Source organism: Acinetobacter calcoaceticus, from assembly GCF_900520355.1.
In the GTDB taxonomy this organism is placed as follows: Bacteria; Pseudomonadota; Gammaproteobacteria; order Pseudomonadales; family Moraxellaceae; genus Acinetobacter; species Acinetobacter calcoaceticus_C.
Genome location: NZ_LS999521.1, coordinates 1,245,754 through 1,258,366 on the forward strand (window position 1 = coordinate 1,245,754; position 12,613 = coordinate 1,258,366).

The 12,613-nt window shown below is 37.7% G+C and carries 12 protein-coding genes; 8 read left to right on the forward strand and 4 right to left on the reverse strand.

Going from position 1 to position 12,613, the window contains the following annotated elements:
- Positions 1 to 37: 37 nt before the first annotated feature.
- The 7 genes from AC2117_RS05895 (at position 38) to AC2117_RS05925 (ending at position 8,466) form a co-directional block, all read left to right on the forward strand.
- On the forward strand, positions 38 to 1,042 hold the full coding sequence (locus AC2117_RS05895; RefSeq protein WP_133972573.1) for a quinone-dependent dihydroorotate dehydrogenase: 1,005 nt from the start codon (positions 38 to 40) through the stop codon (positions 1,040 to 1,042).
- Between the two features lie 6 nt (positions 1,043 to 1,048).
- Complete coding sequence (locus AC2117_RS05900; RefSeq protein WP_042897132.1) at positions 1,049 to 1,636, forward strand: CvpA family protein; 588 nt, start codon at positions 1,049 to 1,051, stop codon at positions 1,634 to 1,636.
- A 25-nt stretch (positions 1,637 to 1,661) separates the two neighbouring features.
- Entirely contained in the window at positions 1,662 to 3,203 is a 1,542-nt protein-coding gene (gene purF, locus AC2117_RS05905; RefSeq protein WP_133972575.1) for an amidophosphoribosyltransferase, read from the forward strand.
- A 78-nt stretch (positions 3,204 to 3,281) separates the two neighbouring features.
- On the forward strand, positions 3,282 to 5,171 hold the full coding sequence (locus tag AC2117_RS05910; protein WP_133972577.1) for a M48 family metalloprotease: 1,890 nt from the start codon (positions 3,282 to 3,284) through the stop codon (positions 5,169 to 5,171).
- Positions 5,172 to 5,271: 100 nt separating this feature from the next.
- A complete protein-coding gene (locus tag AC2117_RS05915) occupies positions 5,272 to 5,919 on the forward strand; it encodes a hypothetical protein (protein WP_133972579.1) in 648 nt (215 codons plus the stop codon).
- A gap of 11 nt (positions 5,920 to 5,930) precedes the next feature.
- Positions 5,931 to 6,896 (forward strand): 2-hydroxyacid dehydrogenase, encoded by a 966-nt coding sequence (locus AC2117_RS05920; RefSeq protein ID WP_133972581.1) that lies wholly within the window; start codon positions 5,931 to 5,933, stop codon positions 6,894 to 6,896.
- A 142-nt stretch (positions 6,897 to 7,038) separates the two neighbouring features.
- Entirely contained in the window at positions 7,039 to 8,466 is a 1,428-nt protein-coding gene (locus AC2117_RS05925; protein WP_133976216.1) for a M48 family metalloprotease, read from the forward strand.
- 90 nt (positions 8,467 to 8,556) lie between these two features.
- Here the strand turns inward: AC2117_RS05925 and AC2117_RS05930 are convergent, their stop codons facing one another.
- Both AC2117_RS05930 and rpsU read right to left on the reverse strand, forming a co-directional pair.
- Complete coding sequence (locus AC2117_RS05930; protein ID WP_042897124.1) at positions 8,557 to 9,003, reverse strand: GatB/YqeY domain-containing protein; 447 nt, start codon at positions 9,001 to 9,003, stop codon at positions 8,557 to 8,559.
- Between the two features lie 25 nt (positions 9,004 to 9,028).
- Positions 9,029 to 9,244: a 30S ribosomal protein S21 gene (gene rpsU / locus AC2117_RS05935; RefSeq protein ID WP_001136722.1), complete on the reverse strand. Its 216-nt coding sequence runs from the start codon at positions 9,242 to 9,244 to the stop codon at positions 9,029 to 9,031.
- 145 nt (positions 9,245 to 9,389) lie between these two features.
- Between rpsU and tsaD the strand changes: the two genes are divergently transcribed.
- Positions 9,390 to 10,400: a tRNA (adenosine(37)-N6)-threonylcarbamoyltransferase complex transferase subunit TsaD gene (gene tsaD, locus AC2117_RS05940; protein WP_133972583.1), complete on the forward strand. Its 1,011-nt coding sequence runs from the start codon at positions 9,390 to 9,392 to the stop codon at positions 10,398 to 10,400.
- Positions 10,401 to 10,408: 8 nt separating this feature from the next.
- On the opposite strand, the gene AC2117_RS05945 is transcribed toward tsaD, so the two are convergent.
- Both AC2117_RS05945 and AC2117_RS05950 read right to left on the reverse strand, forming a co-directional pair.
- Positions 10,409 to 11,506: a DUF6670 family protein gene (locus tag AC2117_RS05945; RefSeq protein WP_133972585.1), complete on the reverse strand. Its 1,098-nt coding sequence runs from the start codon at positions 11,504 to 11,506 to the stop codon at positions 10,409 to 10,411.
- Positions 11,507 to 11,614: 108 nt separating this feature from the next.
- Positions 11,615 to 12,496 (reverse strand): ATP-binding protein, encoded by an 882-nt coding sequence (locus AC2117_RS05950; RefSeq protein WP_133972587.1) that lies wholly within the window; start codon positions 12,494 to 12,496, stop codon positions 11,615 to 11,617.
- Positions 12,497 to 12,613: the final 117 nt, after the last annotated feature.

Sequence of the window (12,613 nt, forward strand, 5' to 3'; positions counted from 1 at the left end):
TAATATGCCTACCTAAAATCAGTAGACTGTGATTGGTATGTTATATTCACTTGCTCGCCCGATGTTGTTTAGTTTAGCACCAGAGCGTGCCCATGAATTAACATTATCTATGCTTGATAAAGCACATAAGTTCGGCCTGCTACGCCAGAGCGTAGAATCGAAACCAACAACCTGTATGGGAATTGAATTTCCAAATCCGGTAGGTTTAGCGGCTGGGCTTGATAAAAATGGTGCACATATTGATTCTTTAGCCGGACTAGGTTTCGGTTTTATTGAAATTGGTACAATTACACCTCGTCCTCAGTCGGGTAATCCACAACCACGATTGTTCCGTATTCCTGAAGCGAAAGCCATTATTAACCGCATGGGTTTTAATAATGAGGGTGTTGATAAGCTTGTTGAGAATGTTAAAGCTTCAAAATTTAAAGGCATTCTAGGTATCAATATTGGTAAGAATGCAGATACGCCTGTAGAAAAGGCTGTTGATGATTACCTGATTTGCCTTGAGAAAGTTTATAACTACGCTTCTTATATTACCGTTAATATCTCATCTCCAAATACTAAGAACTTAAGAAGTTTACAAAGTGGCGATGCATTAACTGAATTATTGCAAACATTAAAAGAAAGACAACTTGAGCTTGCCGAGCAATATAACCATTATGTTCCTTTGGTTTTAAAAGTTGCGCCTGATTTAACAGCAGAAGATGTTGAGTTTATTGCAGCACAATTGTTGCAATTTAAAATTGATGGTCTAATCGTTACAAATACGACTTTATCGAGAGAAGGTGTAGAAAACCTTCCCTATGGTAATGAGTCAGGTGGCCTATCAGGTGCACCTGTTTTTGAAAAAAGTACAGAATGCTTGCGCTTATTTGCTCAAACGTTAAAAGGACAAATACCATTAATTGGTGTCGGTGGAATTTTATCGGGTGAACAAGCGGTAGCCAAACAGCAAGCTGGGGCAACATTAGTGCAGATCTATAGTGGACTGATTTATACCGGTCCTACTCTTGTAAAGCAATGTGTTGCAGCCATGACTTAAGTGAATATGAACACAATTGATATCATTATTCTGATACTTTTGCTCATTGGGGGGCTAAACGGTTTGCGACAAGGATTTATCAAAGCCTTTGCGAACTTGGTAGGATGGATCATTGCATTAATTATGGGTGCAAAATATGCTGTCCTTCTTGCGCCGTCAATGTCAGGTTTAAGTCATGATCCAGTGGTTCAAAAGATTGCAGCTTTCGCATTTATAGCACTTATGATCATTGTTTTAACATGGATCGTCACTGCATTTTTAAATGGCCTCTTGAAAAGTCTGAAATTGGGGCCATTAAATCGTTTAGCAGGTGGTGCTTTTGGTTCTTTAAAAGGCTTGTTGGTTGTGTTGATTACAATGCAGGGCGTAGGGCCTTGGGTTGAAAGTTCACCACACTGGAAACAGTCCAGACTTATACAATTTTTACTGCCTTATGCACCTTTAGCGACCGAGTTGTCTAAAGATGCAGCAAGTGAGGCACTTCATCAAATAACATCTGGGGGTAGTGCATCAAGCACCCCTTCAAAACCAGTGGACGAATCGGAAGATTTAGAAAACCGATCCGACCATTCGACAAAGAATCCTTTTTATTAATTCCTAGCTTGTCTGCGAGGTTGCTATGTGTGGAGTTGTTGGTATAGCCGGTAAATCGCCAGTGAACCAAATGTTGTTTGATGCTTTAACGATGTTGCAACATCGTGGGCAAGATGCAGCTGGAATAGTAACCTGCCATGAAGGCCGTCTTTTCCTTCGTAAGGATAACGGTATGGTGCGTGATGTTTTTCATACTCGTCATATGAGAGCATTACTTGGTAATTATGGTATTGGTCATGTACGTTACCCAACTGCTGGTTCTGCTAGCAGTGCTGAAGCACAACCATTTTATGTGAACTCACCTTACGGTATTACGCTCGCACATAATGGTAATTTAACCAATGCCGAAGATATTCATGATGACCTGTTTAAAACAGATTTACGTCATATGAATACTGATTCTGACTCAGAAGTTCTTTTGAACGTATTCGCGCATGAGTTGCAGAAGAACGGTACTTTAAACCCTACACCAGATGATATTTTTCACACAGTTACTCGTGTACACGAACGCTGTCTAGGTGCATATGGCGTAGTGGCAATGATTACCGGTCATGGTTTAGTGGGTTTCCGCGATCCAAACGGTATTCGTCCACTGATCTATGGTTCACGTATGACTGAACAAGGCGAGATGGAATATATCATCGCTTCTGAATCAGTTGCTATTACAGCGCTTGGTTTTAAAATTGAGCGTGATATTGAACCTGGTGAAGCAATTTTTATCACTGCTGATGGTGAATTGTTCACAAGACAATGTGCAGCTAATCCAAAATACCGCCCATGTATTTTTGAATATGTTTATTTTGCACGTCCTGACGCCATCATTGACGGAATTTCAGTTTATAAAGCTCGTTTAAAAATGGGTGAAAAGCTTGCTCATAAAATTTTACGTGACTGGGGCGAGGACCATGATATTGATGTGGTTATTCCAATCCCAGATACGAGCCGTACTTCAGCATTAGAACTAGCAAATATTCTAGGTGTGAAGTTCCGTGAAGGTTTTATGAAAAACCGTTATATCGGTCGTACCTTCATTATGCCTGGTCAGCAACAGCGTAAAAAATCTGTACGCCAGAAATTAAACCCTGTAGAACTTGAGTTTAAAGGCAAGAACGTTTTACTAGTTGATGATTCAATTGTTCGTGGCACAACCTGTAACGAAATCATCCAGATGGCACGTGATTCTGGTGCAAAAAAAGTATACTTTGCATCAGCAGCACCTCAGGTTATGTATCCAAACGTTTATGGTATTGATATGCCTGCTAAAACTGAGCTAATTGCTTCAGAACGCAGTGTAGAAGAGATCCAAGAAATTATTGGTGCTGATCGTTTGGTTTTCCAAGAATTGGAAGACTTGAAAAATGCTGTACGTACTAGCAAAGTGCCTGATCTAACTGAGTTTGATTGCTCTGTTTTTGATGGAATCTATGTAACAGGTGATATCGATGGAACTTATCTAAATAATTTGGAGCAGAAGCGTAATGATTCTGCTAAAAAGAAAAAAGATGGTTACATTGATGTTAATGTTGACGCAGCTTCTGTAGATTTAACAGGCATTAAAGAAGAATAGAAATAGCTGAAAAAAGCGGGTGTTTCCCGCTTTTTTCTTTTATGATGAAAACTAACAATGTAATTGGGAATATTTACATTGAAAGAAGTAAGCCACTATCTCATCGAAAATAAGAATATGGCATGGTCCATCACTATGTGTTTGGTTGCTGTGCTGCTTACTATTTTTATCTTAAATTTAATTTTAGGTCTACTCGTCCATTTTTTTGATTATAGTCAACCCATCTGGTGGCACACTTTAAGTCCTTATTTTGTCGCGCTTTTACTTTTTATTATGGTTTGGTCAGTAGTTACTGAACTTTATATCTTGCGTAAAGGTGGACATTCTTTAGCAAAACAGCTTAAAGCACGTCGGTTAGTAAAAGAAGAAAGTACGCCAGAAGAACTGGAAGCATTAAAAATTACTGAATATTTGGCGCAAAATTTTTCACTTAAAGTTCCAACCTTATATGTTTTACCTGATGAAGTAGGCGTAAATGCCCTTACGGCAGGTTTTCACCCTAAAGATATTGTGATTATTTTGACTTGGGGGGCTCTGCAAAATCTAGATAAACTTGAACTATATGGTTTGTTGGGCCATGAGTTTAATCAAATTTTGTCGGGTGAAGCCGTTGAGAATACTAAATTAAAGATTTTATATAGTGGATTAACAACTTTTAGCCAGTGGGGCAGTAAATTGGCGAAACAAGGTTTTAAGCGCTATAGCCCAGGTTATAAACATAAGTTTGAAACCGTCTTTGTTGCGGTGGGTGGCGTCATTTGGTTGGCTGGAAGCCTAGGTGTACTGATTACCCGCTTCATTAAATATTTAACTCTGAGTGGACGCACATTTCGTAATGACCAAAAAACGGTACGATTATTAAAAAATAGTGCCAATACTCAGACTTTGTTACGTATTTATGTTCATCATTCCGGTTCACAAATTCATAGCGCTTATTCTGAATCAATTGCGCATATGTGTTTTGCTAACTCACTTAGTCCTCAAAGCTGGATGAATATTCACCCGAGCATTCGTGAGCGTATTTATGAGTTAAACCCGACTTTGCTACAAGATTTGCAATTAGAAAATTTAAAAAAACTCCGCAATCGTCCGTTATTTAGCTTATTTCATTTTTTAGAGGAATCTGAGAAAGAAATTTATGTTCCGTGGTCATCTCCACAACCGCTACCTTTATTAAGATTGTCACCCATTAGTTTTGCATTAAATGATGCCATTAAGCCTCTTAATAGTGATGTGCGTCGAAATAAGAAGCGTCCTGAGCTAATCCAGCGTGCGCTACAAACTGCTACGGGTTCACGTGAGGTAATGGTCGCTATTTTGATGATTCGTCAATATCGAGAATTCATCCCTAAAGATGCACCAGTAAGTCATGCCATTATTGATGCCTTATTAAATCTTGATGGTCGTATTCATATTCAGATATTTCATGATGCTTGTAAAAACATTGGACATATGCCAGCAAGTATTGCGCGGCAATTTCTTACTAAGCTAGCGCTCATTATTCAGGAAGATGGTGAGATTGGTTTGCTAGATGCACTTTTGTTAGAGCAGGTTAAATATGAACTGAATTTGATGCCCCTGCATTTACCAACTGCATTTGAAGAAGTAAAACCTCAAATTGTTCGTTTGATTGATGCCTTGCTTCATGTTCAACAAATTAATAGTCCAAATCAGTTAGAAGTCCGTGATCGTATTTTACGTTCTCTGCTCAATCCTGATGAAATGAATATTTATGATGAAATTTCGGATGAGCCTTTAGATCTTGCTGAAATTTTAAATGATATTGCAGGTTTATTATTGCGTGATCGTCTTAGTATTTTAGCGATTGCGGAAATGTGCTTGTGGAGCGACCGCATTATCACTCAAGATGAATTAGATGTACTTGAATTACTTTATTGGCGTTTCGGCTTTGAGACAGAAGAAATTGTTGAGCAAATGCAAAAAAGAAATAGTGTTATGATTATTTAAAAGACATCTACAATTATAAAAACAGCTGAACGAAATAAAACACTGAAAAAAAACCTGAAGCCCGTTAGAATGTAGATTGAGTAGAGGTATTGATTCAAACATGATTGGGCAGCAAAGAAATATACTGGCAACTTTAGGAATTGATTTATGGATTCCTAAGACACAGGTGTGCCAAAAAAATAATGCTCAAAGCCTTTGGCGAGATCATGTTGTTGAAGAACCTGAACCGATTATATTGCCTTCTGTAGAACCAGTCGTTTTTGAGCAGCCCACAAAGCCGAAAATCAACGATATTCCAAAAGTTGAACCTGAAATTGTGGCGCCAGTTTCAATACAGGTTCAACCTGTTATAGCACCTCACAATGAAGTGCAAGCGCCTATCATTAAGATTGCATCATTTGAGTTACAGGCTTTTTCTCTTGAGAAATGTGTTATTTTTTTAGATGTTACGAATTTAAGTGAAGAAGAAAAACAGCTTTGGACCAATATACAAAAAGCAAAAATAGGGCAGTATGCTGAATTAAAATGGCCTTTTCCGTTAGCGACTTATCAAGATCAGCGGGGCGCTGGTTCATATATACAAGGCTTTTTAGATGCTGTCGCGGCGGAGAAGAAAATATTGTGTCTTGGTGACTGTTCTTATATTCAACACGCCAATATTATTCATTTAGCAAGTTTAAAAGAAATGCTGGAGAAACCACTCCTTAAAAAAAGGTTATGGAAATTAATGCAAGATAACAATGAGTAGTAGGGATTTACATGAAAAAAGTTGTAGTATTTAGCCAAATTGATGAAGAAATTTTGTCTCGATTACAACAGAATTATCATGTTGTAGTTCTTAACCCAAAATTGGGTGATATTAATGAACAAATACGACAACACGTTATAGATGCTGACGGAATGATTGGCGCAGGACGGTTACTCAATGAAAGTAATCTTGCACCAGCTCAAAAACTAAAAATTATTTCATCTGTAACGGTGGGCTATGACAATTATGATCTGGCTTATCTAAATCAAAGAAAAATCTGGTTATCAAATACACCTCATGTCTTAACTGAAACAACAGCTGATCTTGCTTTTACATTGTTACTAAGTGCTGCTAGAAAAGTTCCTTTTCTTGATCATTGGACTAAACAAGGTGAGTGGAAAAGAACAGTAGGGCCTCAGCAATTCGGTTTGGATGTTTTTGGAAAGACATTGGGAATTATTGGGCTTGGTAATATTGGTGCTGCAATTGCACGGCGTGGTTTTTATGGATTTAACATGAATATTGTTTATCATAATCGTCGTGAAAAGCCTGAATTAGCTGAACCATTAAATGCAGAATATCTTGGTTTAGAACAATTACTCCAGCAGTCTGATTTTGTAGTAACTGCGGTTGATTTAAATAACGAATCGAAAGCTTTAATGGGTAAAGCTCAGTTTGAACTTATGCAAAAACACGCTATTTTTATTAATATTGCGCGTGGTTCAGTAGTTGATGAGCAAGCTTTAATTGAAGCTTTGCAGCAAAATCAGATCTTTGCTGCTGGTTTAGATGTGTATGAAAAAGAACCTTTACAAGATTCAGCACTTTTTAAATTGCCAAACGTAGTCACTTTACCTCATGTAGGTTCAGCTACTGCTGAAACCCGTAAAAAAATGGCAAATCTTGCCTATAAAAATCTGGTTGAGGCTTTAGAGGATAAAATTCCTAGATATCTGGTAAACCAAAACTTTATATAAGTGATTAATAACACTTCATTGCAAAACTAGTCGATTTCGAGTGATATAGTAAAAGTCTATTGATTGAACATCATTTTTTATGGTTCACATCAGTAGACTTTTTTTATGGTTTAATTTTAATAGAGAAAAACTTTTGAGATTTTTGCCAGTTATTTTAAGTGCGACTTTTATAGCAAATGCTTCATTTGCACAGTCTTTCGACCCTCAGTCATCTGCAAATCAGGTGGAAATTCCGAATATTGGAAGTGGGATAGGCTTGCTTGATCAACAAAAAGAAAAATTTATTGGTGAAAAAGTATTCCGTGAAGTTCATAAGCAAATGCCAGTTCTCCAAGATATCTGGCTCGAAGACCAATTTTTCCAAGTATTTTCAAGTATTTTGAGTGAGACTCAACTTGGTCAGCCTATTGGTCTAGTTGTTATTAAAGATCCACAAATTAATGCTTTTGCTGTTCCGGGCGGCCTATTTGCGCTCAATACTGGGCTTATTGCTTCAGCTCGCAATATTGATGAAATTGCTGGGGTTATGGCGCATGAGATTGCGCATGTATCACAAAGACATTTTAGCCGTTCAGAGGAAGCCTTTAAGGGACAAACTTTATTAAGTTTAGCTGGGCTTTTAGCAGGGGTGGCAATAGCTGCACAGGGCGGTGGAGATGCAGGCGCAGCAGTGATGTTGGGAACACAGGCTGCACTAATGGATAGCCAGTTAACATATAGTCGAAATCAGGAACGTGAAGCAGACCGTATTGGCATGCAATATATGTATGCAGCGGGTTTTAACCCTCAAAGTATGGCAGACTATTTTGAAACAATGCATCGTGCAACGAGTCGGGTAAGTTTTTTACCAGATTTTTGGCTGACTCATCCATTGACGACCGAGCGTATGAGTGAAGCTCGGCTTCGTGCAAACCAAATGCCTAAAGTCAAAAATCGTATGTATGATGCAGATTTTGAAATTTTAAAATGGTACACAATGGTGGTTTCAAATCAGGCTACTGAAAACCAACTACAGAGTTTGGCTTCTCAGAAAAATATTGCTGGTCTTATTGGTTTGACAGCTTTTTATGCAAAACAGGGTGATTATGCACAGGCACAATCTACCTTAGATCAAGTGAAATCTAGTGGAAAACCCCTTGTTATCTTATTGCAGACAGATATTTATCTGGGGCAAAACAAACTTGATCAAGCTTATTCTTCAATCGCTTCTACACAAATGACTATGCCTGAAAATAGAGCTTTTAGTTATAAATTGGCTGAAGTGCTGTTACGTCAAGGAAAATTTGCACAAGTTCAAATGCTTGTTCAACGATTTATTAATAAAAACCCAAGAGATATACAAGGTTGGCAATTTTTACAGCAAGCCGCTAATTTGGACAAGGCAGGACCGTTGAGAGCAGTTAATGTTTTGCGCTATCGAGCAGAAGCTGAATATTGGTCTGGAAGTGAAGAAAATGCAATTAAATCAATGTTGCATGCTCAGCGTTTAGCAAAAGACAATCAAGCAATGTCAGCTAGAATAGACAGTAGATTAAAACAAATGCAAGATGAGCGAAGAATGAAAATTTGAAGATAGATCTTTCAAAATTTTCAGTTAGACAAATATGCATAAACTAAAAGGAATTTTAGTTTGAAGGAATATAAAATTTAAGAGAAGAAATTAAGCTAATTTAGCTTTAATTTTTGCTGAAACTATAGAAGGATCGGCACGCCCGGCTATGATCGGACGTAGAGAATTCATCACCTTACCCATATCTTTCATGCTAGTTGCTTCTTGAGCAGAAATCGTTTGCTCAATGAGAGAATCAAGCTCTTCCTCAGTCATAGCTTCTGGTAGAAACTGAGATAAAATCTCAGCTTCGGCTTGTTCTTTACTAGCTAAATCATCACGACCAGCACCTTCAAAGGCTTTGATCGATTCTTTACGTTGTTTAATTTGCTTTTCAATGACCGCAAGAACCTGAGCGTCGCCAAGCTCTTTGCGCTCATCGACTTCGATTTGCTTAATTGCTGCTTGTAGACCACGCAAAACCGTCACTGTTGCCATATCTTTGGCACGCATAGAAGTTTTTAATGCATCAGTAATTTGGTTTTTTAAAGTAGTCATAATTCAGCAGTCAATCACAAATTAATTAGTAAAGGCGAGTAGTACGTACAGATTCGCGAGCCAATTTCTTTTGGTAGCGTTTAACTGCAGCAGCTTTTTTGCGCTTACGTTCTTGAGTTGGTTTTTCGTAGAATTCGCGTTTACGAACGTCAGCTAAAACACCAGCTTTTTCGCATGAACGTTTGAAACGACGGATAGCTACGTCAACTGGTTCGCCTTCTTTCAACTTAACTTGTGGCATGTAAAATCCTCTAGATTATGGATAAGATCAAGCACACTATTGTGCCGGATCACAAGTGAAGGTCAGTATTTTACTCATTTACAACTCATATCACAAGTCTATAATAGCGATTGCAATATTTTGACTCATATAAAAGGCAGTTTTGATGATTGTTTTAGGCTTGGAAACTTCTTGTGATGAAACAGGGTTGGCACTTTATGATAGCGAACTCGGCTTACGGGGACAGGTTCTTTATAGTCAGATTAAACTTCATGCCGAATATGGTGGAGTAGTACCTGAACTTGCTTCTCGTGACCATGTTCGTAAATTAATTCCTTTAATGAATCAATTGCTTGACCAAAGCGGAATAAAAAAGCAAGAGATTGATGCGGTTGCTTATACGCGAGGTCCTGGCTTAATGGGAGCCTTAATGACAGGGGCTTTATTTGGAAGAACTTTAGCTTTTTCTTTAAATAAACCTGCAATTGGTGTTCATCATATGGAGGGGCACATGTTGGCACCTCTACTCTCAAGTCAACCACCCGAATTTCCATTTGTTGCTTTATTAGTTTCAGGTGGACATACACAATTAATGGCCGCTCACGGTATTGGTCAATATGAACTCTTGGGTGAGTCTATTGATGATGCAGCTGGAGAAGCTTTTGATAAAGTTGCAAAAATGATGAGTTTGCCGTACCCAGGCGGTCCAAATATTGCAAAATTAGCTTTAAGCGGTAATCCGTCAGCATTTGCATTTCCGCGCCCAATGCTTCATCAAGGTTTAGATTTTTCTTTTAGTGGTTTAAAAACCGCAGTTTCTGTGCAATTGAAAAAATTGAATGGTGAAAATCGAGACGCGGATATTGCAGCTTCATTCCAAGAAGCAATTGTAGATACCTTAGTAAAAAAATCAGTAAAAGCTCTAAAGCAAACTGGACTAAAACGTTTAGTTATCGCAGGTGGGGTGAGCGCAAATTTACGATTACGTGAACAGTTGGAAACTTCATTAGCTAAAATTAAGGCACAAGTTTACTATGCTGAACCTGCCTTATGTACTGATAATGGGGCAATGATTGCTTTTGCTGGTTATCAGCGCTTAAAAGCAGGTCAACATGATGGTTTAGCTGTAACCACAACACCACGTTGGCCAATGACCGAATTGTCTATTCCTGAATAAAACTATTTTTATTCAAAAGCTTTTTGGTTTTCGATATCAATGTATTCGATATAACCACGGCCTTGAACTTCGTTGCCGAAGTAATTACCAGTAAATTTATAGCCACTAGCATAACCTCGCCCATGACCATAACGGAGTGGGCAGTCAATTTCTGCCTGAATATTCAAAATAATTTGTTTATTCTCATTTCGAGCAATCCACGAAAAGTATTTCGGAAGTCGCATTTTTTCTCCAGTCGGTGAGATGTATTCATCGACTTGATGAGAAATAACGTCAAAGCTAACATCTGTATAAATTTCAGCTGGCTGATCAAGATGTCTAATATGCAGGGTATAAGCTACTGTCTGTCCAGCAATATCTGCTTTTGTAAGAAGAAGTTGAGTGGTCTCATTTAAATTAATAATTTGATAAGTAAAAAAATCAAGCGGCAGTTTATAAGCGTCAGGAAGAAGTTTGTTTATGAAACTATGTGGACCAACTGCTCGTGCATATTCATACGTACAGAGTCCCTCACTTTCAATGCGTTCTGCTTGATAAATTAAAAAGCCTTTAAACTTTGCCAATAAACTAAAATGATCATAAATTGGTGTTTTTATAAACCACGAAACATATGATGTAACATCAATATCAAAGTCGAAATCAAGTCCATCATAATGTCCATGGATATGAACTTGCGGAAATGTCCCTTGTATTGAAATTTCTTTGCCTAATTCTATCAAGCTTCCGTCTTTATCAATTTTTGTATCATTAGGAACGATGTAAGCCTTAAGCAAAGCTTGCTCAACTGCGGCGGTACTTGAAAAAAAAGTGGCAGTTTTTCTGGGGTCTTCATTAATTATGTCGTCATGATCAAAGGCTAGCGCACCAGGTGTGCCTAATAAAATCATAATATTTAGATAACGATGTGGTTTGGGTAAAAGGGGAAAAAAGATACCGTAATGTGTCCAGCTATAATATTTTTCATCAACTCGTGGGCGAATGATATGAGACTGCGTAAAAGGAATAGTTGAGTATTTTTCTGCTTGATCCAAGGCGCCTTGCGCGAGCAATAAGCTTTGACCTAAAACTTTGCTGCCTATAGAAATTTTGGGCAATTGTTTTTTCATATATAAACCTAAATAAGGATAGGACTATCTTTGTTTTAGATTATGAGAAACAACTGCCAAATCTAAGCGGTTTTTAGGCCAAAGCCAGGGCTTTGCGGGACATTTCGTTTAATTGTTAGACAACTGTTTTAACCCATTTAAACCAATCCAGTGCTTTGAGAACTGGTAAGCAGCACGTCCAGAGCGTTGACCACGCATTTGGCACCAACGTAAACTTTCAGCACGAACTTCGTCACTAAAAGTCATGTTTGCTTTATGAATATAATGCTCTACGATTTCTAAATATAAACTCTGGTCCATTGGATAAAAAGATAACCATAAACCAAAGCGATCTGACAAAGAGATCTTTTCTTCAATGGCTTCTTGTGGATGTAATTCAGTATATTGTGGAACATCAACTCTAGTTACAGGTGTATTCTCATGCATGAATTCGGGTAACAAATGGCGACGGTTACTGGTTGCATAAATAATAAAATTACTCGAACCAGATTGTAGTGAGCCATCTAATACACTTTTTAAACTACGATAGTTTTCATCTTCAGCATTAAAAGCTAAGTCATCGCAATATACGATATATTTTTCAGGTCGGTTTTGAATGAGTTTTTGAATTTTAGGTAAGTCTGCTAAATCATCACGCTCAATTTCAATTAAACGTAACCCTTGATTTGCATATTCAGTCAATAAAGCACGCACAATAGATGATTTACCTGTACCACGTGAGCCTGTTAAAAGTACATCATTTGCTGGTAAACCATTTAAAAATTGCAAAGTATTTTGAATAATTTTTTCTTTTTGGCGGGCGATACCTTTTAAGTCATCTAAATAAATATTTTTGGGCGTATAGATGGCTTTAAGCTGCTGATTTTCCCATCTAAATGCAGGTGCAGTAAAATCTGTCTCTTGTTTAGGTTCAGGTAAGACTTGCTGTAATTGATTTAATACAAGTGATAATGTCTGAACTAAATTGTCTGGTAAATCAATGGTAGCCATGGTAAGTCAATCATGTTAAACAGTAATTTACTAAGATACTAACACCGAAAATAACAGGCTGACAAAAAAGTTGTTGCTATACAGTTTATCGGTTTTGCAATTGATTGAAATCTTCAG

Coding starts and splice junctions, on each gene's coding strand:
- AC2117_RS05920 (WP_133972581.1), top strand. CDS start 5,931: ATGAAAAAAGTTGTAGTATTTAGCCAAATTGATGAAGAAATTTTGTCT.
- AC2117_RS05900 (WP_042897132.1), top strand. CDS start 1,049: ATGAACACAATTGATATCATTATTCTGATACTTTTGCTCATTGGGGGG.
- purF (WP_133972575.1), top strand. CDS start 1,662: ATGTGTGGAGTTGTTGGTATAGCCGGTAAATCGCCAGTGAACCAAATG.
- tsaD (WP_133972583.1), top strand. CDS start 9,390: ATGATTGTTTTAGGCTTGGAAACTTCTTGTGATGAAACAGGGTTGGCA.
- AC2117_RS05930 (WP_042897124.1), bottom strand. CDS start 9,003: ATGACTACTTTAAAAAACCAAATTACTGATGCATTAAAAACTTCTATG.
- AC2117_RS05945 (WP_133972585.1), bottom strand. CDS start 11,506: ATGAAAAAACAATTGCCCAAAATTTCTATAGGCAGCAAAGTTTTAGGT.
- AC2117_RS05950 (WP_133972587.1), bottom strand. CDS start 12,496: ATGGCTACCATTGATTTACCAGACAATTTAGTTCAGACATTATCACTT.
- AC2117_RS05895 (WP_133972573.1), top strand. CDS start 38: ATGTTATATTCACTTGCTCGCCCGATGTTGTTTAGTTTAGCACCAGAG.
- AC2117_RS05915 (WP_133972579.1), top strand. CDS start 5,272: ATGATTGGGCAGCAAAGAAATATACTGGCAACTTTAGGAATTGATTTA.
- rpsU (WP_001136722.1), bottom strand. CDS start 9,244: ATGCCACAAGTTAAGTTGAAAGAAGGCGAACCAGTTGACGTAGCTATC.